The organism is Trabulsiella odontotermitis (genome assembly GCF_001297775.1).
Lineage (GTDB): Bacteria > Pseudomonadota > Gammaproteobacteria > Enterobacterales > Enterobacteriaceae > Trabulsiella > Trabulsiella odontotermitis.
Genome location: NZ_LIFX01000012.1, coordinates 180,834 through 201,705, shown reverse-complemented (window position 1 = coordinate 201,705; position 20,872 = coordinate 180,834). Strand labels below are relative to the sequence as shown.

Annotated in this window: 18 protein-coding genes and 1 other annotated feature; of the genes, 7 read left to right on the top strand and 11 right to left on the bottom strand. The window is 56.2% G+C overall.

From position 1 onward, the window contains the following. Position 1 precedes the first annotated feature (1 nt). Positions 2-781, bottom strand: a complete 780-nt coding sequence (gene fetB, locus AOY23_RS17075; protein ID WP_054180407.1) for an iron efflux ABC transporter permease subunit FetB — start codon at positions 779-781, stop codon at positions 2-4. Next, on the bottom strand, positions 768-1,448 hold the full coding sequence (gene fetA, locus AOY23_RS17070) for an iron efflux ABC transporter ATP-binding subunit FetA (RefSeq protein WP_054180408.1): 681 nt from the start codon (positions 1,446-1,448) through the stop codon (positions 768-770). Before fetA ends, fetB begins: the two co-directional genes overlap by 14 nt. A gap of 150 nt (positions 1,449-1,598) precedes the next feature. Between fetA and AOY23_RS17065 the strand changes: the two genes are divergently transcribed. Further along, complete coding sequence (locus AOY23_RS17065; protein WP_038155000.1) at positions 1,599-2,516, top strand: SPFH domain-containing protein; 918 nt, start codon at positions 1,599-1,601, stop codon at positions 2,514-2,516. After that, on the top strand, positions 2,513-2,974 hold the full coding sequence (locus tag AOY23_RS17060; RefSeq protein WP_054180409.1) for an NfeD family protein: 462 nt from the start codon (positions 2,513-2,515) through the stop codon (positions 2,972-2,974). The genes AOY23_RS17065 and AOY23_RS17060 overlap by 4 nt, the downstream gene beginning before the upstream one ends. On the opposite strand, the gene cueR is transcribed toward AOY23_RS17060, so the two are convergent. Then, on the bottom strand, positions 2,975-3,385 hold the full coding sequence (cueR, locus tag AOY23_RS17055) for a Cu(I)-responsive transcriptional regulator (RefSeq protein ID WP_054180410.1): 411 nt from the start codon (positions 3,383-3,385) through the stop codon (positions 2,975-2,977). It lies immediately after the preceding gene. 115 nt (positions 3,386-3,500) lie between these two features. Between cueR and copA the strand changes: the two genes are divergently transcribed. The 3 genes from copA (at position 3,501) to ybaK (ending at position 7,565) form a co-directional block, all read left to right on the top strand. Further along, positions 3,501-6,002 carry a copper-exporting P-type ATPase CopA gene (copA, locus tag AOY23_RS17050; RefSeq protein ID WP_054180411.1) on the top strand — a complete coding sequence of 834 codons (2,502 nt, stop codon included), beginning with the start codon at positions 3,501-3,503 and terminating at the stop codon, positions 6,000-6,002. Positions 6,003-6,091: 89 nt separating this feature from the next. After that, entirely contained in the window at positions 6,092-6,886 is a 795-nt protein-coding gene (locus AOY23_RS17045) for a TraB/GumN family protein (protein ID WP_054180412.1), read from the top strand. Positions 6,887-7,085: 199 nt separating this feature from the next. After that, a complete protein-coding gene (gene ybaK, locus AOY23_RS17040; protein WP_054180413.1) occupies positions 7,086-7,565 on the top strand; it encodes a Cys-tRNA(Pro)/Cys-tRNA(Cys) deacylase YbaK in 480 nt (159 codons plus the stop codon). A gap of 83 nt (positions 7,566-7,648) precedes the next feature. On the opposite strand, the gene ushA is transcribed toward ybaK, so the two are convergent. Further along, entirely contained in the window at positions 7,649-9,301 is a 1,653-nt protein-coding gene (ushA, locus tag AOY23_RS17035; protein WP_054180414.1) for a bifunctional UDP-sugar hydrolase/5'-nucleotidase UshA, read from the bottom strand. Between the two features lie 165 nt (positions 9,302-9,466). On the opposite strand from ushA, the gene AOY23_RS17030 reads away from it, so the two are divergent. Both AOY23_RS17030 and ybaL read left to right on the top strand, forming a co-directional pair. Continuing rightward, on the top strand, positions 9,467-10,669 hold the full coding sequence (locus AOY23_RS17030) for an MFS transporter (RefSeq protein WP_054180415.1): 1,203 nt from the start codon (positions 9,467-9,469) through the stop codon (positions 10,667-10,669). Positions 10,670-10,903: 234 nt separating this feature from the next. Continuing rightward, positions 10,904-12,580, top strand: a complete 1,677-nt coding sequence (gene ybaL / locus AOY23_RS17025; RefSeq protein ID WP_054180416.1) for a YbaL family putative K(+) efflux transporter — start codon at positions 10,904-10,906, stop codon at positions 12,578-12,580. Here the strand turns inward: ybaL and AOY23_RS17020 are convergent. The 7 genes from AOY23_RS17020 to dnaX all read right to left on the bottom strand — a co-directional run bounded on the left by AOY23_RS17020 (position 12,577) and on the right by dnaX (position 20,807). Beyond that, entirely contained in the window at positions 12,577-13,881 is a 1,305-nt protein-coding gene (locus AOY23_RS17020) for an inosine/guanosine kinase (protein ID WP_054180417.1), read from the bottom strand. The two genes, ybaL and AOY23_RS17020, sit on opposite strands and share 4 nt — an antisense overlap. A 107-nt stretch (positions 13,882-13,988) precedes the next feature. Then, positions 13,989-14,951 carry a ferrochelatase gene (hemH, locus tag AOY23_RS17015; protein ID WP_054180418.1) on the bottom strand — a complete coding sequence of 321 codons (963 nt, stop codon included), beginning with the start codon at positions 14,949-14,951 and terminating at the stop codon, positions 13,989-13,991. A gap of 131 nt (positions 14,952-15,082) precedes the next feature. Then, a complete protein-coding gene (gene adk / locus AOY23_RS17010; protein ID WP_054180419.1) occupies positions 15,083-15,727 on the bottom strand; it encodes an adenylate kinase in 645 nt (214 codons plus the stop codon). A gap of 178 nt (positions 15,728-15,905) precedes the next feature. Continuing rightward, a complete protein-coding gene (htpG, locus tag AOY23_RS17005) occupies positions 15,906-17,780 on the bottom strand; it encodes a molecular chaperone HtpG (RefSeq protein WP_054180420.1) in 1,875 nt (624 codons plus the stop codon). A 111-nt stretch (positions 17,781-17,891) separates the two neighbouring features. After that, positions 17,892-18,497, bottom strand: a complete 606-nt coding sequence (gene recR, locus AOY23_RS17000; protein WP_038155018.1) for a recombination mediator RecR — start codon at positions 18,495-18,497, stop codon at positions 17,892-17,894. Beyond that, entirely contained in the window at positions 18,497-18,826 is a 330-nt protein-coding gene (locus tag AOY23_RS16995) for a YbaB/EbfC family nucleoid-associated protein (RefSeq protein WP_038155020.1), read from the bottom strand. Before AOY23_RS16995 ends, recR begins: the two co-directional genes overlap by 1 nt. Before the next feature lie 46 nt (positions 18,827-18,872). Further along, positions 18,873-20,807, bottom strand: a complete 1,935-nt coding sequence (gene dnaX / locus AOY23_RS16990) for a DNA polymerase III subunit gamma/tau (RefSeq protein ID WP_054180421.1) — start codon at positions 20,805-20,807, stop codon at positions 18,873-18,875. Further along, positions 19,479-19,543, bottom strand: a sequence feature (DnaX frameshifting element). It overlaps the preceding gene by 65 nt. Positions 20,808-20,872: the final 65 nt, after the last annotated feature.

Sequence of the window (20,872 nt, the reverse complement as noted above, 5' to 3'; positions counted from 1 at the left end):
TTCAGCGTTTCTTCAACACCGTCACCACCAGCTGGTGACGGTCGTTATAAAACTTACGATATGTCAGATAGCAGGCGATGATCGTCGACAGGCTGGCGGTCGACAGCAGCATAAACGTCACCATAATCTGATATTTAATCGCTTTGACCGGATCGATCCCGGCAAAAATCAACCCCGACATCATCCCCGGCAGGCTCACCAGCCCGACGGTTTTCGCGGAGTCCACGGTCGGAATCAACGACGCGCGGATGCTGTCGCGAATGAGCTGAGCGGAAGCCATTTTCGGTGTCGCGCCGAGACTCAGCTTCTCCTGAATCTGTTGCTGCTCGCTGCTGAAGCGCTGGCCGAGATTGTTGTAGCACAGCCCTACCGCCACCATCGCGTTACCGGCAATCATCCCGGAAATGGGGATCACCTGCATCGGGACAAACTCAATCGAACCGGAAAACACCAGCACCGCCAGCGTTAATCCGGCGCCGGTGGTAATCGCGATAAACGAGGAAATAAAGGCTTTATCGATGTATTTACTGCGTTTCTGTGCGTTATATGCCGCGTTAAAGCAAATAAATAACACCATTAATAACGTCAGCACCGCATGATTGACGTTAAATATATATTTCAGGACATAGCCGACGATAATTAACTGCACCACTGCCCGGAAAATACTCCAGATGATATCTTTTTCCAGCGCCAGTTTTTCGCGATAACTCACCAGAATCGCTATAAATACCAGAATCATCGATAATGCCAGCGATTCGTTCGTAATATTATGCCCGCTCACGGTTTGCCTCCTGCTCCTCTGCCCTGGCGTGCGCCTGCAGGGTGATCACATCATCCGCATGGGCGATTTCGTCTTTATCATGTGTCACCCACAGCACCGCGAGTTGTTGATCCCGCACGTAGCGATGAACGATCTCATTGACGTTCTGTTTGTTGCGCTCATCCAGCGCGCTGGTGATCTCATCCAGCAACAGCACTTTTGGCAGAAACTGGAGATTACGGATCAGCGACACCCGCTGTTTTTCGCCGCCCGACAGTTCGGAAATGGATTTCTCCAGCGTCTCTGGCGCTAAACCAAAGCGGGTCAGATCGGCAAGGAACGTTTTCGGATCGGGTGTCTGATTGCGGATTTGCCACGGAAAAATCAGGTTGTCGTAAACCGTGGCGCCGAACAGCGTTGGCGTTTGCGCGCAGTAAGACACCTGCTGCCGGTAAGCTTCCGGCGACAGCGTGGCAATGTCTTTGCCTTCAAACAGAAGGGTGCCGTCTGTCGGGCTCAGCAGCGAGGCGATAATCTTCAGCAGTGTGCTTTTCCCGCAGCCTGAAGGGCCGGTAATCAGCTTAAATTCGCCCGCATTCAGCGTGAGATGAATATGACTGAGGATGGTGGTGTTGTCGGGGCGATACCCGACGTCGTCTAATTGTAAAAGCGTCATCATTTCCTTCATGTCGATTCCGGACTTTCTTCCTGTTTCTTTTCTTAGTGTACCGGGTTGCTATATTCCTGGCGAACTCACCTTAATAAACGGATATACTTAGTGGCAACGAGTGACAAATAAATCTCGTCACCACATGGACTGTACGACAGGAGGTTTTTAATGCTTATTGTTATCCCCGTTTTAATTTTCGTTGCACTGGTGATCGTCGGTGCGGGTATCAAAATCGTCCCGCAGGGTTTCCAGTGGACTGTCGAACGCTTCGGCCGTTACACCAAAACCTTGCTGCCTGGCTTAAATCTTGTCGTCCCGTTCATGGACCGTGTGGGTCGGAAGATCAACGTCATGGAGCAGGTGCTGGACATCCCCTCGCAGGAAGTCATCTCCAAAGATAACGCCAACGTCACTATTGACGCGGTCTGCTTTATTCAGGTGATTGATGCGCCGAAAGCGGCGTATGAAGTCAGCAACCTTGAGCTGGCGATCATCAACCTGACCATGACCAACATCCGTACCGTGCTGGGTTCAATGGAGCTTGATGAAATGCTCTCCCAGCGCGACAGCATTAACACCCGTCTGCTGCACATCGTTGACGAAGCGACCAATCCGTGGGGCATTAAAGTCACGCGTATTGAAATCCGTGACGTTCGCCCACCGGCTGAGCTTATCGCCTCCATGAACGCGCAGATGAAAGCGGAACGTACCAAACGTGCTTACATCCTTGAGGCGGAAGGTGTGCGTCAGGCGGAAATCCTCAAAGCTGAGGGTGAAAAGCAGTCGCAAATCCTGAAAGCCGAAGGTGACCGTCAGTCCGCGTTCCTGCAGGCAGAAGCGCGTGAACGTTCAGCGGAAGCCGAAGCCCGGGCCACCAAAATGGTGTCTGAGGCCATCGCCGCCGGGGACATTCAGGCCGTGAACTACTTCGTGGCGCAGAAATACACCGACGCGCTGCAGCAAATCGGGTCGGCGAATAACAGCAAAGTGGTGTTGATGCCGCTGGAGGCCAGCAGTCTGATGGGCTCTATCGCCGGGATCAGCGAACTGATCAGCGAAAGTACGGGGTCACGGAAAAAATCATGATGGAAATGATTCTGGCCCATCCACACATCTTCTGGCTGAGCCTCGGGGGATTGTTGCTGGCGACAGAAATGCTCGGCGGGAATGGCTATTTGCTGTGGAGCGGCGTGGCGGCGGTGATTACCGGACTGGTGACCTGGCTGCTGCCCCTCAGTTGGGAATGGCAGGGCGTGCTGTTCGCCCTGCTGACGCTACTCGCCGCCTGGCTGTGGTGGCGCTGGATGTCGAATCGCGTTAAACGCCAGCGCCCGGGCGACAACAATCTCAACCAGCGCGGTCAGCAGTTAATCGGCAGCCGTTTTGTGCTGGAAAATACGCTGGTCAATGGTCGCGGTCATATGCGGGTTGGTGACAGCTCCTGGCCGGTGTCGGCAGAAGAGGATCTGACCGCCGGGACGAAAGTAGAAGTGGTAGCCATTGAAGGTATCACCCTGCGCATCCGCCCCCTGCCGCCCCGCTAATCAGGCTTTTGCTTTGTGATGACAGCAGCCGGAGAGATTATCAATAATCGGACAGTCGGCGCTGTCATCGCCCGGGCAGGCTTCCGCCAGCGCCAGCAGTTGTGCGCGCATCGCCTGTAGCTCTTCAATATGCCGTTCAATGTTCGCCACGCGCTGGAGCGTACGCGATTTCACATCCGCGCTGTGACGGCCCGGATCGTTAAACAGGTTCACTAACTCGCCACACTCTTCAAGATTAAACCCCACCTGACGCGCCTGGCGCAGCAGGGTCAGTTCATCAAGGTGTTTTTGCGAGTAACTGCGATACCCGTTTTCGCTACGCAGCGGCGGCGTCACGATCCCTTTCTCTTCGTAAAAGCGGATCGCTTTGCTGGTCAAACCGGTTTTTTTCGCCACATCGCTAATATTCACATTTCCCCCTTGACCTTCCCCTTGATGGAAGGTTTACCCTTATTCACAGTGATATGAAAAAAGGTGGATCAGGCAGTCTTTGATCTGATGATTATACCCTAAAAGGAGATGCATTATGTCTCAAACGATAAACCTGACGCTGGATGGTCTCAGCTGTGGTCACTGTGTTAAACGCGTGAAAGAGAGTCTCGAACAGCGTCCCGACGTTGAAAAGGCCGAGGTTTCCCTCGACCATGCAGAAGTCGTTGGCAGCGCCAGTGCTGACCAGTTGATCGACACCGTTAAACAAGCCGGATATGGGGCGGTGTTAAGCCACCCAAAGGCTGATCCGCTGGCGGAATCAAAAAACCCGTCGGAAGCACTGACAGCGGCGACTCCCGAGCTTCCGGCAGCACAAGCGTTAGATGACAGCCAACAGTTGCTGATCAACGGCATGAGCTGCGCCAGTTGTGTCTCCCGTGTTCAGAATGCGCTTCAGGCGGTTCCGGGGGTAACACAGGCACGGGTAAACCTTGCGGAACGCTCTGCGCTGGTGATGGGCAGCGCGTCCGCAGCCGATTTAGTGCAGGCGGTGGAAAAAGCTGGCTATGGTGCCGAGGCGATCGAAGATGATCTTGAGCGCCGCGAACGCCAGCAGGAAACCGCCCTTGCCACCATGAAACGCTTCCGCTGGCAGGCCATTGTGGCGCTGCTGGTCGGTATCCCGGTGATGGGCTGGGGAATGATCGGCGACAATATGATGGTCACCGACGCCAACCGCTCGCTGTGGCTGATGATTGGGCTTATCACCCTTGCGGTGATGATATTCGCCGGGGGGCATTTCTACTCCAGCGCCTGGAAGAGCCTGAAAAACCGCACCGCGACCATGGACACGCTGGTCGCACTCGGCACCGGGGTTGCATGGCTCTATTCGATGAGCGTCAACCTGTGGCCGCAGTGGTTCCCGATGGAAGCACGGCATCTTTACTATGAAGCCAGCGCGATGATCATCGGTCTGATTAACCTGGGTCATATGCTGGAAGCCCGCGCCCGTCAGCGTTCGTCAAAAGCGCTGGAAAAACTGCTCGATCTCACCCCGCCTTCGGCGCGTGTGGTGACAGAAGACGGCGAAAAAACGGTGCCGCTGGCTGACGTCCAGCCGGGCATGACGCTGCGCCTGACCACCGGTGATCGCGTGCCGGTTGATGGTGACATCACTCAGGGCGAAGCCTGGTTCGACGAAGCGATGCTGACCGGCGAACCGATCCCGCAGCAGAAGGGCGATGGTGAAAGTATCCATGCCGGAACGGTCGTTCAGGACGGCAGCGTACTGTTCCGCGCCAGCGCAGTGGGCAGTCACACCACGTTGTCCCGCATTATCCGGATGGTGCGCCAGGCGCAAAGCAGTAAACCGGAAATTGGTCAGATGGCTGACAGAATTTCTGCGGTGTTCGTCCCGGCTGTGGTCGCCATTGCGCTGTTCAGCGCCGCCATCTGGTATTTCTTCGGCCCTGCGCCGCAGATTGTCTACACGCTGGTGATCGCCACCACTGTGTTAATTATTGCCTGTCCGTGTGCGCTGGGGCTGGCAACGCCGATGTCGATCATCTCAGGTGTGGGCCGCGCAGCGGAATTTGGTGTGCTGGTGCGTGATGCCGATGCGCTGCAGCGCGCCAGTACGCTCGACACGCTGGTCTTTGATAAAACCGGCACCCTGACCGAAGGTAAACCGCAGATCGTTGCGGTGAAAACCGTCGCAGAGTTCGATGAAAGCGAGGCGTTACGCCTGGCGGCGGCGCTGGAACAGGGATCGAGCCATCCGCTGGCGAGAGCAATCCTCGAAAAAGCGGGCGACGCCACGCTGCCGCAGGTCAACGGCTTCCGTACCCTGCGGGGACTGGGCGTCAGCGGCGAAGCCGAAGGTCACGCGCTGCTGCTCGGCAACCAGGCGTTGCTCAACGAGCAACAGGTGGATACGAAATCACTGGACGACGAACTGGCCGCACAGGCCTCCCGTGGCGCCACGCCGGTGCTGCTGGCGGTTGATGGTAAAGCCGCCGCGCTGTTCGCCATCCGCGATCCACTGCGGGAAGACAGCGTGGCCGCCCTTGAGCGCCTGCATCGCCAGGGCTACCGTCTGGTGATGCTCACCGGCGACAACCCGACCACAGCGAAGGCGATTGCCCAAGAAGCGGGCATTGATGAAGTGATCGCTGGCGTGCTGCCGGACGGCAAAGCAGACGCAATCAGGAAACTGCAAAGCCAGGGGCGCCAGGTGGCGATGGTCGGCGACGGCATCAACGACGCCCCGGCGCTGGCGCAGGCGGATGTCGGGATTGCCATGGGCGGCGGGAGTGATGTCGCCATCGAGACCGCGGCGATCACCCTGATGCGTCACAGCCTGGCAGGCGTTGCCGATGCGCTGGCGATTTCCAAAGCCACACTGCGCAATATGAAACAGAACCTGCTTGGCGCGTTTATCTACAACTCACTCGGCATTCCAATCGCCGCCGGGATCTTATGGCCGCTCACCGGCACACTGCTGAACCCGGTGGTGGCCGGGGCCGCGATGGCGCTCTCTTCCATTACCGTGGTGAGTAACGCCAACCGGTTGCTGCGCTTTAAACCGAAAAACTAACCTGACACCCTCTCCCGTTCCGGGGGAGGGTTCCGTTTGCACCCGCCTTTGCAACGCGTTAGCATGGTCGCCTCAACCACGGAGTGCGTATGGGCCTGTTAACTCAACTAAAAACGCTGTGGAACCATCTGAAGGGAACGGCGTATTCATGGCCCGCCATCGACCTTTCACTTTCCGGCGATCGCCATTTCCACCTCGTCGGCAGCATTCATATGGGCACGCGTGACATGTCGCCGCTCCCTCCCCGGCTGCTGAAGAAAATGCGCCAGGCGGATGCGCTGATCGTCGAAGCGGACATTTCAGGGCAGGAAACCCCGTTCAGTGATCTCCCCACCTGCCCGCCGCTTGAAGAACGCCTCAGCACCACGCAACGCGAGCAGTTAACCACGCTGGCCGAAGAGATGGGGCTTTCCGTTGCGCTGTTTGATAATCAGCCGTTATGGCAAATCGCCATGGTGTTGCAAGCGACCCAGGCGCAAAAACTGGGGTTACGCCCGGATTACGGCATTGACTATCAACTGCTGCGGGACGCCAGAGCGCATGATATGCCGATCATCGAGCTCGAAGGGGCAAATGCCCAGATGGCGTTACTGAATCAGTTGCCGGATAACGGCCTGATGCTGCTTGAAGATACGCTGACCCACTGGCACACCAATGCGCGGCTGTTGCAGGTGATGATCGGCTGGTGGCTGGAGCAGGCGCCCACGCAGGGAGCAGTCGAATTACCGAACACCTTTAGTGAATCGCTTTACGATATCCTGATGCATCAGCGCAATCTCGCGTGGCGCGATGCGCTGCTGGCGCTTCCCGCCGGGCGTTATGTGGTGGCCGTTGGCGCGCTGCATTTGTATGGAGAGGGGAACCTGCCGACGCTGTTGAAATAAAAAAGTGGCCAATATTTCTATTGGCCCGTCAAAGAGGAATTTCATCATTATTATTATCCCGGGATTTGCACCCCGGATCTTTCGATTGTCGCTCAAACTCATCATCACTGCCAACACTATTGAGCAAGATAATGCTATTTTTTAGACAACCGTCAGGCGTAATCTTTACCGGTAACGTTATTGTTAAAGAAGGACTGTTATGACTCCCGCGGTTAAGTTACTCGAAAAAAACAAGATTCCTTTCCAGATACACACATACGACCATGATCCGAACGAAACGAACTTTGGCGACGAAGTGGTACGCAAGCTTGGTCTGGATCCAGACAGGGTTTATAAGACGCTACTGGTTGCAGTAAATGGCGATATGAAGCATCTGGCGGTGGCGGTCACGCCGGTTGCCACGCAGCTCGATTTAAAGAAAGTGGCGAAAGCCCTTGGCGCGAAAAAAGTGGATATGGCCGATCCGCTGGTGGCGCAGCGCACCACGGGTTATCTGGTGGGTGGCATCAGCCCGCTGGGGCAGAAAAAACGCCTGCCGACGCTGATCGATGCGCCGTCGCAGACGTTTGAGACCATTTATGTTTCCGGCGGAAAGCGCGGCCTGGACATTGAACTGGCGGCGAGCGATCTGGCAAAAATGCTGAGCGCACAATTTGCCGACATCGCCCGTCGCGAGTAAAGCCTTGCCCGGTGGCGCTGCGCTTACCGGGCCTACAAACGTAGGCCGGGTAAGGCGTAGCCGCCACCCGGCACTGTTCATGGTTATTGCCAGCTCACCTCGCCTTTTGGCTCGTAAGCATTCACATCCAGCGGAGAATTCTGCTGGATGTATTGTTTCAGCACCTCAGCATCAATAAAGCCGGTGTTAACATAGCCCGGTTTTCCGTCAATTTTCGGGTAGCCATCACCACCTGTGGCGTTAAAGCTCAGCGTCGCCATCCGGTATTTTTTATTGGGATCAACCGGTTCGCCGTTGATTTTCAGATCAGTGAGTTTGCCCGCTTTCGCCACAAAACTGACACTGGCAAACTGCGGGTAAGCGCCTGAATCCGGCTTCATCTGCGCAACCGCCGTCAGGTAGTCCGTCACCTCCTGCCCGCTCATATCGGCATAGACCAGCAGGTTGCCAAACGGCTGCACTTTCAGCACGTCTTTATAGGTGATATCCCCCGCCTCAATGGAATCGCGGATACCGCCGCCACTCATGACGGCAAAATCCGCGTTGGTACGTGCCATTTGCGCGGCCAGGATCAGGTGCCCCAGATTCGTCTGCACGAAGCGCACCTTACTGCGATCACCTTCAAGATGACCGTTGACGCTACCAATCTTGACACCTAACTGCGCTTTGCCTTTATTCTGAAACGGCGACAACAGCGATAACATCTGCGGGTTCTCCGGGATCTGCGGCGTATACAACACACGCTCGCTCTCACCGTTGTCGTAAGTGATTTTCTTCTTCAGGTTGACCGGGATGAGCTGATAATGCACCAGCTTCATCTCCCCGTTGCGAAATTCAAAATCCGCGCGACCGACGTATTTACCCCATTCGTGGGCCTGAACAATCCAGATGCCGTTTTGTTTGTCCGGCGCACAAGGGGTTCCCGGTACGTAATCCACCTGTTTTTTGTTTTCCGAGGCCATGCATACCGGATCCTGCGAGTGCCCGCCCACAATCATCGCCAGTGAACCGGCTGTCAGACTGCGCGCCAGTTCAACGTCGCCCGGCGCGTTCGAGCCGTGGTTACCGTTATCGTAATGGCCCATGTGGGTGGTCGCGATCATGATGTCCGGCTTCACCGTCTGCTGAAGCTCCTGAATCACCAGCTTTGCTTCTTCGGCAGGCTTGCGAAATTCAATATCCGTGAAAAACTCGGGATTGCCGATTTTTGCCGTGTCATCGGTGGTCAGGCCGATTACCGCGATATTCAGCCCCTGACGCTTAAACAATGCCCAGGGTTTAAACAGCCGCTCGCCGGTACTTTTCTGATAAATATTGGCGGACAGGAATGGAAATTTCGACCACTTCTCCTGCTGGCGCAGCACCGTCAGCGGATTATCAAACTCATGGTTACCAACGGCCATCGCGTCGTAACCAATCAGATTCATGCCGCGAAAATCCGGTTCCGCATCCTGCAAATCAGATTCCGGCACGCCGGTGTTGATGTCGCCGCCCGAGAGCACCAGTACGCTGCCGCCCGCCGCCGCCACCTCTTTGCGAATGCCATCCACCAGCGTTTTCTGCGCCGCCAGCCCGTATTCGCCGTCATCGTTACGCCAGAAATGACCGTGGTGATCGTTGGTATGCAAGATGGTGATATTGTAGGTTTTATCCTGTTCGTACGCCTGCGCGGGTAACCCTGCCAGAGACCATGCCGCGACGAATGCCAGCGCCACACCCCGTTTATTCAATTTCATGTTTCTCTCCCTGACTCGATGACTTAGCAAAAATTACCGTGGCTGACGGCATTAAACAACACTGTTTTCAGAATTGAGACTTCCTTCAAACGCCTGACACAGTTATCTTAGTCTGATAATTATTACATCCCCTAAACATCGCACACTCTGAATTAAGTGAAATCTATGGCAATCAGTGAAACCTCCTCTGCGCTGCCGAATAAAGCGCGGACTTCATTTGGAATTCTGGGAGCGATCAGTCTCTCTCACCTGCTGAACGACATGATCCAGTCGTTGATCCTGGCAATTTACCCGCTGCTGCAGTCAGAGTTCTCGCTGACGTTTGTGCAGATCGGCATGATCACCCTCACCTTCCAGCTTACGTCATCGCTGCTGCAGCCGGTGGTGGGTTATCTGACCGATAAACACCCGATGCCGTGGTCGCTGCCGATAGGCATGTGTTTTACGCTAAGCGGTCTGGTGCTGCTGGCGCTGGCTGGCAGCTTTGGTACCGTCGTGCTCGCCGCGGCGCTTGTCGGAACCGGGTCGTCGGTGTTCCACCCTGAATCCTCACGCGTGGCGCGCATGGCCTCCGGTGGCCGCCACGGTCTGGCGCAATCGCTGTTTCAGGTGGGCGGCAACTTTGGCAGCTCGATGGGGCCGTTGCTGGCTGCGGTGATTATCGCGCCGTATGGCAAAGGCAATGTCGCCTGGTTCGTGCTGGCAGCACTGCTGGCAATCGTCGTACTGGCACAAATCAGCCGCTGGTATGCCGCACAGCACCGGATTAATAAAGGCAAACCCAAGGCACCGGTGATGAATCCGCTGCCGCGCAATAAGGTGATTCTGGCGGTTTGCGTCCTGTTGATGCTGATTTTCTCTAAATACTTCTATATGGCGAGTATCAGCAGCTACTACACCTTTTATTTGATGCATAAGTTCGGTTTATCCGTACAAAATGCGCAGTTTCACCTGTTTGCATTCCTGTTTGCCGTGGCGGCGGGTACGGTGATTGGCGGGCCTGTGGGCGATAAAATCGGGCGTAAATATGTGATTTGGGGCTCTATCCTCGGCGTTGCACCATTTACCCTCGTTTTACCCTACGCAAGTCTTGAGTGGACGGGTATTCTGACGGTGATCATTGGGTTTATCCTCGCCTCCGCCTTTTCTGCCATTCTGGTCTACGCGCAGGAGCTGCTTCCGGGGAGAATCGGTATGGTTTCCGGGTTGTTCTTCGGTTTCGCGTTTGGCATGGGCGGCCTTGGCGCGGCGGTGTTAGGGCTGGTTGCCGACCACACCAGTATCGAGCTGGTTTATAAAATCTGTGCTTTCCTGCCACTTCTTGGCATGTTGACCATATTCTTACCTGACAACCGCCAGAAACACTGATTTTCAGGTAGCCAAACTCAAACTTTGGCTACCCTGATTTCCTTTGTTCATCAGTCACTTCTCCCTGAAGCTCCTCCTCCTTTTCCAATCCGTGCTTTTTCTGCGCCTGACGCCGATTTTCTTCAAAATTCAACAATTATTCATAAACGTAATGATTAAAATTGTCATAAACTATTACCAGGTTTTTTGGTTTTTATGCCAAAAATGGATCACGCACTGACGAAAGGAGACGGAATGCATCACGCCACCCCGCTTATCACCACCATTGTTGGCGGCCTTGTGCTCGCTTTTATCCTTGGCATGATTGCCAACAGGCTGCGTATTTCTCCTCTGGTGGGATATCTGTTAGCGGGCGTACTGGCTGGCCCTTTTACGCCGGGTTTTGTTGCGGATACCAAACTGGCCCCGGAACTGGCTGAACTGGGCGTGATCCTGCTGATGTTTGGCGTGGGCCTGCACTTCTCTCTGAAGGATTTAATGGCGGTAAAGTCGATCGCCATTCCCGGTGCGATAGCGCAGATAGCGGTCGCCACGCTGCTGGGTATGGCCCTCTCCGCCGTCCTGGGCTGGTCAGTCATGACCGGCATCGTCTTCGGGTTGTGTCTTTCCACCGCCAGTACCGTGGTGCTGCTGCGGGCGCTGGAAGAACGGCAGTTAATTGACAGCCAGCGCGGGCAAATCGCCATCGGCTGGCTGATTGTTGAAGATCTGGTGATGGTGCTGACACTGGTGCTGTTACCGGCGGTGGCTGGCATGGTAGAGAAAGGCAACGTCGGTTTCGCCACACTGGCACTCGATATGGGGCTGACCATCGGTAAAGTCGTCGCCTTTATCGCCATCATGATGCTGGTTGGCCGTCGTCTGGTGCCGTGGATCATGTCCCGCAGCGCGGCTACCGGCTCCCGCGAACTCTTCACGCTCTCGGTGCTGGCACTGGCGCTGGGCATCGCTTTCGGTGCGGTCGAGTTGTTTGACGTCTCCTTCGCCCTCGGCGCCTTCTTCGCCGGGATGGTGCTCAACGAATCAGAACTCAGTCACCGCGCCGCCCACGACACGCTGCCGCTGCGTGATGCGTTTGCCGTGCTGTTCTTTGTCTCCGTCGGCATGCTGTTTGACCCGCTGGTGCTTATCAATCAGCCACTGGCGGTGCTCGGCACGCTGGCCATTATCATTTTCGGTAAATCGGCGGCGGCCTTTATTCTTGTGCGCCTGTTCGGCCACTCGCCGCGCACGGCGCTGACCATCGCGGCAAGCCTCGCGCAGATTGGTGAATTTGCGTTTATCCTCGCCGGACTGGGCATGGCGCTGAACCTGCTGCCGCAGGCAGGGCAAAATCTGGTGCTGGCGGGCGCTATTCTCTCCATCATGCTCAACCCGGTGCTGTTCGCGCTGCTCGAAAAATACCTCGCGAATACCGAGACGCTGGAAGAACAGACGCTGGAAGAAGCTATCGAGGAAGAGAAGCAGATCCCGGTGGATATCTGCAACCACGCATTGCTGGTCGGGTTTGGCCGCGTCGGCAGCCTGCTGGGCGAAAAACTGATGGCTCAGGGGATCCCGCTGGTGGTGATTGAAACCTCGCGCACCCGTGTGGACGAATTGCGCGAACGCGGCATCAGAGCCGTGCTGGGTAATGCCGCCAACGAAGAGATCATGAATCTGGCGCATCTTGACTGCGCCCGCTGGCTGCTGCTGACCATTCCTAACGGCTACGAAGCCGGTGAGATTGTCGCCTCAGCGCGCGAGAAATGCCCGAATATCGAGATCATCGCCCGGGCGCATTACGATGATGAAGTGGATTACATTACCGAGCGCGGCGCCAGCAAGGTGGTGATGGGCGAACGCGAAATCGCCAACACGATGCTGGCGCTGATTGAAACGCCGCCCGCAGGGGAAGTGGTGACCGGTTAACGATCCCAGTAAGCCTCTTCGAGGCTGTCCTCACGTTCCGGAAGCCCGCGCGTCAGCCGTGGTGAATGCTGATTCAGCACCTGATAACTCACGCGGTTGGCATATTTACACACCTGCGCCAGCGACGAGTACGTCAGCCAGGTAAACTGGTGCTTACTGGAGTTCGGCACGTTGTTGCGGTGGTAGTTGTTGGCGGTGATGTCATGCAGTAAGGCCGCCAGCGCGCCATCGCCTGCACCGTTGGTGTTCATGATTTTCTCTGGCCCGCCCATGTACGGCGCGATGTGCGAGTAGATGCGCAGCGGGTGCTGGCAGTCCTGGAAACGCATTGCCCGGCTGAATTCATACTGGTTAAATTCAGCAATCGCTCCCGGCAGCAGCGGATGCTGCGTTTTGCGCTTCGCGGCTTCCTCGGTATACCCCGCCATATACAAACCAATCGGGCCAGCGGTACACAGCACGAGATCCACCCACTCCAGCGCCTTATCCGATGCCAGTAGTGGATCAGCGATACCGGTCAGCGCTTCCCCTTCTTCCTCGTTCATCGCCAGAATCGAGACGTTTTCTTTGAGGAATGTCTGCCACCAGGCCGGGTTGTCGGCAATCACGTATTTTGTACCGAGCGTCAGCACCACCGGCACGTTGTGCTTTTTGGCGTAACGGATGGCTTTCATGGTGGCATCGGGCATTGGCTCGCCCGGTTTACAACGCACCAGGTAGGAGGTCAGCACCAGCGCGGACGCCCCGGCAATCACCGCTTCAGGAATGCTCTCCGGGCGCAACTGGTTCATATGCCCGGGACTGATGGCAAACGTCCGTTCGCCGGTGTCGCTTATCAGCGTGAAGCAGCGGCCAATCGGCCCGTCCACGCCCTGCAAATGGTTGAGATCGGTGCGGCTGGAGGTGTTGCACAGATAACGGTAGGCATAACCGCCAATGTCGATGTTGCTGCACATCACCCCCAACAGGACGGAACGGTCGTCCGCCAGCACCGAGTAGTTGTGCATGGTGTTGCCAATCGTGCCACCGGCAAACTGATGAGTAATCAGATTTTCGCGAACCAGTTCGTTGTACAGCGCGTCGGCAACGTCATCGTCAATGACCAGCGAATGACCCGCGCTGAGGCCATACCGTTCGATAAACGTGTCATCCACTTTCGCTTCAATATCCACCAGCGTCTGGTCGATGCCGACCACCCAGGACGTGCTGGTTTCGCTTTCCGGCTGGATTTGTTTCAGTAGCGGATCGCGGGCATTGACGGGGAAATAGTGTTTGGATTTACGTTTACCGGGAAATTTCATGGTTGTGCTTACGGATGGTCAAAAGAGCGGTAAAGAGTACCACATTCTGCTTTCGGCAGCGATTTGCGAAGGCGCCCACTCTTTTGTTCAGCGACTGGCCTGCTGATTCACCGGTAAGGCTGCGTCAGGTTAACCATCATCTCAATATGTTCCGGCATGGCATTTAGCGCCGGAATATATTCATATTTTTCGCCACCAGCCTCAAGGAACAGTTCCCGGTTCTGTACCGCGATCTCTTCCAGCGTTTCCAGGCAGTCCGCCGCGAACCCCGGGCACATCACCTGTACATGCTTCACGCCTTTTTCAGCCAGCATTTTCAGGGTTTCGTCGGTATAAGGCGTCAGCCACGGCTCGCGGCCGAAACGAGACTGGAAGGTCATCATGACGTTATCGTGCGAAATCCCCAGCGCAGAAACCAGCTCACGCGTGGTATCACGACAACGCTGCGGGTAATCGTCGCCTTCGTCTGCATAGCGCTGCGGAATGCCATGATAAGAGAGCAGCAGGAGATCAGGTTCGCCATGAACAGCAAACGACGCGCGGGCGCTGTTAGCCAGCGCGGTAATGTAATCATGGTCGTCAGCGTAATCGCGGATAAACGAGATGCCGGGAATACGGCGTTTTGTCGCGAAGATCCGCGCCAGTTCGTTCCAGACGGCGGCCACGGTGGAGCAGGAATATTGCGGATAGAGCGGCAGCACGACGATATGCTCTACGCCCTGCGCCAGCAGCTCCTCAACCGCGCTTTCCAGCGATGGCGACCCGTAGCTCATGCCCAGCACCACCGGCGTGTCCGGTAAACGTGCGGCCAGCGCCTGCTGTTGCTCGCGACTGTAGACCATCAGCGGGGAGCCGCCTTCCATCCAGATAGACTGGTAAAGCTTCGCGACCCGGGGCGCACGCAGCGGCAAAATAACGCCGCGCAGCAGCGGCCACCACAGCAGACGAGAAGTGTCGACGACCCGTGTGTCGCTCAAAAATTGTCGCAAATAGCGTTTCACCGCCTGCGGGGTTGGTGCATCGGGCGTGCCGAGGTTGGCTATCAGAATGCCGGTTTTCGTCTGACGCATTACCGCCTCTTAATCGTTGAACTGGCTGATAATTGTAGCTGAAAAGGGCGTAAGAAGAACCAATTGGTGTGAAAGGTGTTGTTTTGCCGGAGGGCGACGACATGCGTATCGCCGTCCGGCAATCGGGCAGATTAGCCGAGGATTTTTTCCAGTTCAGCGCGAACAGCTGTTACGGCCTGGGTGCCGTCAACTTTGGCGTATCGGGTGTTGCCCGCCTGCGCTTCTTTCTGGTAGTAGCCGATCAGCGGCGCAGTCAGCTGATGGTATTCCACCAGACGTTTGCGTACGGTCTCTTCCTGATCATCTTTACGGGTAGTCAGCGCTTCGCCGGTCACATCGTCTTTGCCTTCCACTTTCGGCGGATTGAATTTGATGTGATAAACACGACCGGACGCAGCGTGAACACGGCGACCCACGATGCGTTCAACGATCAGATCGTCCGGTACGTCGAACTCCAGCACGTAATCCACCGTGATACCGGCTTCTTTCATCGCGTCAGCCTGAGGGATGGTGCGCGGGAAACCGTCCAGCAGGAAACCGTTACGGCAGTCTTCCTGTGCAATGCGTTCTTTGACCAGCGCGATCACCAGTTCATCGGTAACCAGCTTGCCGGCATCCATGATATCTTTCGCTTTTTTACCCAGCTCGGAGCCAGATTTTACCGCGGCGCGCAGCATATCACCGGTGGAAATCTGCGGAATACCGTATTTCTCCATGATGAACTGAGCCTGAGTTCCTTTACCCGCGCCCGGAGCGCCAAGCAGAATAATACGCATTGCGAAAATCCCCTCAAATGTCGATTTAATTTTTCAAAAAGCGCTAAACGATACCACCAGAACGCGGATGTCTCAAGGAAGGCGGGGTTGCTGAAACGGTTAATAAGAAATATTTAGGAGGAGAGGACGTAAAGACCCTCTCCCGTCGGGAGAGGGTGGATATCACAAGGTGTGGAAATTACGACACCAGCAACTGATTCATACGGCGAATAAACTGGTTCGGATCTTCCAGCGTGCCGCGCTCGGCGAACAGCGCCTGATCGAGCAGCAGCTCAACCCATTCGCTGAACTGTGCGTCGTCCTGAGTATCAGCCGCACGTTTCACCAGCGCGTGATCCGGGTTCAGTTCAAAGATGTATTTCACATCCGGCACGCTCTGGCCCGCCGCGGCAAACAGTTTTGCCATCTGGGTGCTCATTTCGTCCGCATCTGTGGTGACAATGGCCGGAGTGTCGGTCAGACGATGGGTCAGACGCACCTCTTTCACTCGCTCACCGAGCAGCGTTTTCACGCGATCGACAAACGGCTCCAGCGCTTTTTCCGCCTCTTTGCTGTTGTCGTCCAGCTCGTCAGCCAGTTTATCCAGCGATTCATCCGCTTTTGCTACCGACTGGAAGGCTTTGCCGTCGAACTCGGTCAGATAGCTCATCATCCACTCATCGATGCGGTCAGAGAGCAGCAGGACTTCAATGCCTTTCTTACGCAGTAACTCCAGATGCGGGCTGCTCTTCGCTGCCGCATAGCTGTCAGCGGTGATGTAGTAGATCTTCTCCTGCCCTTCTTTCATGCGCGAAACGTAGTCGTCCAGCGACACGGTCTGTTCGGAAGAGTCGGTGTGCGTGGAGGCAAAACGCAGCAGCTTCGCGATGGTCTGCGCATTCGCGCTGTCTTCTGCCGGGCCTTCTTTCATCACCAGACCAAACTGTTTCCAGAATGTCTGGTATTTTTCAGCGTCGTCTTTCGCCAGTTTTTCCAGCATCTGCAGCGCACGTTTGCTCAGGGCATTGCGCAGATTGCGGGTCACGGTGCTGTCCTGCAGGATTTCACGCGAGACGTTGAGCGGCAGATCACTGGAATCAATCAGACCACGCACAAAACGCAGGTAGTTAGGCATGAACTGCTCGGCGTCATCCATGATGAACACGCGCTGCACGTACAGCTTCAGACCGTGCTTGTGATCGCGATTCCACATGTCCCACGGCGCCTGAGACGGGATATACAGCAGGCTGGTGTACTCCTGCTTCCCTTCCACACGGTTGTGGCTCCAGGTCAGCGGATCAGTAAAGTCATGAGCGATGTGCTTGTAGAATTCGTTGTATTCGTCGTCTTTGATTTCCGACTTGTTGCGCGTCCACAGCGCCTGCGCCTTGTTGATTTTCTCCCAGGAGACAACGGTTTCACCGTCTTTTTCTTCCTGTTTTTCAATCTCAACCGGCAGTGCGATGTGGTCGGAATATTTGCTGATGATGGAGCGGACGCGCCAGTCATTCAGGAAATCATCTTCGCCTTCGCGCAGATGCAGGGTAATTTCGGTACCGCGATCCGCTTTATTGATATCGGCAACGGTGTATTCGCCTTCCCCTTCGGATTCCCAGAACACGCCATGGTCCGCGCTGTCGCCTGCCGCACGGGTACGTACGGTCACTTTGTCGGCGACGATAAAGGCCGAGTAGAAACCCACACCGAACTGGCCAATCAACTGGCTGTCTTTCGCCTGATCGGAACCCATTGATTCGAGGAAGGATTTCGTCCCGGATTTGGCGATGGTCCCCAGGTGGTCAATCACCTCGTCACGGTTCATGCCGATACCGTTATCAGCGATGGTCAGCGTGCGTTTTTCCTGATCGAACGACACGCGGACACGCAACTCGCCGTCACCTTCATACAGTTCCGGGTTGGAGAGCGCGCGGAAGCGCAGTTTGTCTGCGGCATCGGAGGCGTTGGAGATGAGCTCACGCAGGAAAATTTCTTTATTAGAATACAGAGAATGGATCATCAGGTGCAGAAGCTGCTTCACTTCAGACTGAAAGCCACGGGTCTCTTGTCCTTTCATTTGGGAATACCTCAACAAAAACAGGTAACAGTAGAAATAAAACGTTGAGGATGAGATGGGGATACGAGGCGGAAATTTCAAGCGGAGGCCAGTGGTTCAGCCTCCGTTTGTTCAGAATTTAATCTTGTGACGACCGGCGAGGGAGTGAGACAGCGTGGTGCCATCCACCATTTCCAGTTCGCCACCCACCGGCACGCCGTGGGCGATACGGCTGGCGTCGACGCCATACTGCGCGCAGAGCTCGGCAATGTAGTTCGCGGTGGCTTCACCTTCAACCGTCGGGTTAGTCGCCAGGATCACCTCACTGAGAGTTTCTTCCTGCAGACGCTGTTCGAGGCGGTCGAGACCGATGTCGTCCGGGCCAATGCCGTCAAGCGGGGAAAGATGCCCCATCAGCACGAAATAGCGCCCCGAAAACTGCCCGGTTTGCTCAATGGCGTAGATGTCTGCCGGACTCTCCACCACGCAAATCTGACCGTTTTCCTGGCGACGCGGGTTCGCACAGATGTTGCAGACCTCCTGCTCGGTAAAGGTCCGGCAATCCGCGCAATGGCCGATTTCGGACATCGCACGGGTCAGCGCCTGCGCCAGGCGCATGCCGCCGCTGCGGTCACGCTGCAATAGCGTAAACGCCATACGCTGCGCGGACTTGGGGCCAACGCCCGGCAAGCAACGCAGCGCTTCCATTAGCTGGGTTAACAGCGGGCTGGTTTGCATCAGAACGGCATCTTAAAGCCCGGCGGCAACTGCATACCGGAAGAGACAGAGGCCATTTTCTCTTTTTGCGTTTCTTCGATACGGCGCGCAGCATCGTTAAAGGCAGCGGCGACCAGATCTTCCAGCATTTCTTTGTCGTCTTCGAGCAGGCTCGGGTCGATCTCCACGCGACGGCAGTTGTGCGCGCCGTTGATGGTCACTTTCACCAGGCCAGCACCCGATTCACCGGTCACTTCCAGTTGAGCGATCTCTTCCTGCATCTTCTGCATTTTGTCTTGCATCTGCTGGGCCTGTTTCATCAGGTTGCCCAGACCGCCTTTTCCAAACATAGGCTTCTCTCTCATTGAGGGTTGCGACCGCAAGCCAGGCTTACAGTCAAATGGGACGAATACTCTCTTCATCCAGCTCCGCATCAAAGAAGCGGCGCAGGGTCTGAATATTGTTATCCGCGATCATCGACTCGCGCGCCTGCGCGAGCTTCTCTTCATAAATGGCCTGTCGCCACTCCAGCGGCGTTCGCACTGCCGGATTATCATCTTCAACGATGGTCAGTTCAACCGCTTCGCCAGTGAAAGCACGCAACGCCTCCGTCAGCGTCTGTAGCGCACCCGCATTATTCAGATGGCGCTGCGACGGGCGTAAATGCAGGCAAATCGCTGTACCGTTTTGTTCTTTCCACGCGTTGAGCGCGACCTGCTCTACCAGTTTAGGCAATTTGAGCTGGCTGACTTCCGCCGCCCAGCTGTCGCGGGCAATGGACTCTTCCGCCAGTTTTGCCGCCAGCTCTGGCGTTTTTTCATGTTCCAGCGCTTTCTTCAGCGCCTTAGGCGTGGCGACCGCTTCCTTCACCTCATCGATGATGGTGGTCGCTTTCCAGCGATACGCCTCTTTTTTAACCGCTTGTTGCGCTTCCAGCGCGGAAGGCGACGGACGCGACTGCGCGCGTTCGCTCATCGATGCCAGTCTTTCCAGCGCAGCGTTATTCACCGGCTGCGCGCGGGGGGCGGCTGCCGGTTCACTCTTTTTTGGTTTGGGCGCTCCCTGAGTGCGCTGAAGTTGACTGCGCGCGGCCAGTACCTGGCTGGTGGATTCGGGCAAGGCTTCGTTCTGGTGCGCGGGCGCAGCGGGTTGTTGCTGCGGCGGCACCTGCGTCGGGGTCATCACCGCCGTCGGCGCGACGGGCGCAAAGGAAGGCGTCTGCACTTCCGGCTCCGGTAATGGCTGGCGCGGATGGAACGCCAGCGCGCGCAGCAGTGTCATTTCGATGCCCATACGCCTGTCCGGTGCATACGGCAGCTCTTTGCGGCCGATGAGCATCGTCTGGTAATAGAGCTGGATATCCGCTGGCGGTACGGTACGCGCCAAGTCGCGCATTCTCTGTTCCACCATGGCCATGTCAGCGCCCAGCGCCGACGGCGACAGTTGCACCATGGCGATGCGGTGCAACAGGCTTTGCATCTCCACCAGCAGCGCTTCCCACTCAACACCACGCTGGGCTGCCTCATTGACGAGCGTCATCACGCGTTCACCATCTGCGGCAACCAGCGCTTCGATCAGCGACAACGCCTGATCGTCGTCCAGCGTGCCGAGCATGGTGCTCACGGCGTCGGTCGTCAGTTGCCCTTCCCCGCTGGCAATCGCCTGATCGGTGAGGCTGAGCGCATCGCGCAGGCTACCGTCAGCAGCGCGGGATAACAGTTGCAGCGCGCGCGGTTCGAAACTGATTTTCTCTTCACCGAGAATATGTTCAAGCTGATGGCGAATTTGTTCGACATCCAGCGCTTTGAGATGGAATTGCAGGCAGCGGGAAAGAATGGTCACCGGCAGCTTTTGCGGATCGGTGGTCGCCAGCAGGAATTTTACATGCGACGGCGGCTCTTCCAGCGTTTTCAACAGCGCGTTAAAGCTGTGGCGCGACAGCATGTGCACTTCATCGATCAGATAGACCTTAAAGCGGCCACGCGCCGGGGCGTACTGGACGTTATCCAGCAGATCACGAGTATCTTCCACCTTGGTGCGCGACGCGGCATCGATCTCAATCAGATCGACAAAACGGCCCTGCTCGATTTCACGGCAGTTATCGCACACGCCGCATGGGGTCGCGGTAATGCCCGTTTCGCAGTTGAGGCCTTTCGCCAGCAGTCGGGCGATAGAAGTTTTCCCGACGCCACGGGTGCCGGAGAAAAGATAAGCGTGATGAATGCGTCCTAACGATAAGCCATTCGCCAGGGCTGTCAGCACATGTTCCTGGCCAACGACGTCAGCAAAGGTTTGTGGGCGCCATTTTCGGGCTAACACCTGATAACTCATGGGCAGGCTCTGCAACGCTGGAAGGTGGATTGTCAGGGGAGTAATGCTAACACAGCCTCGCAGTG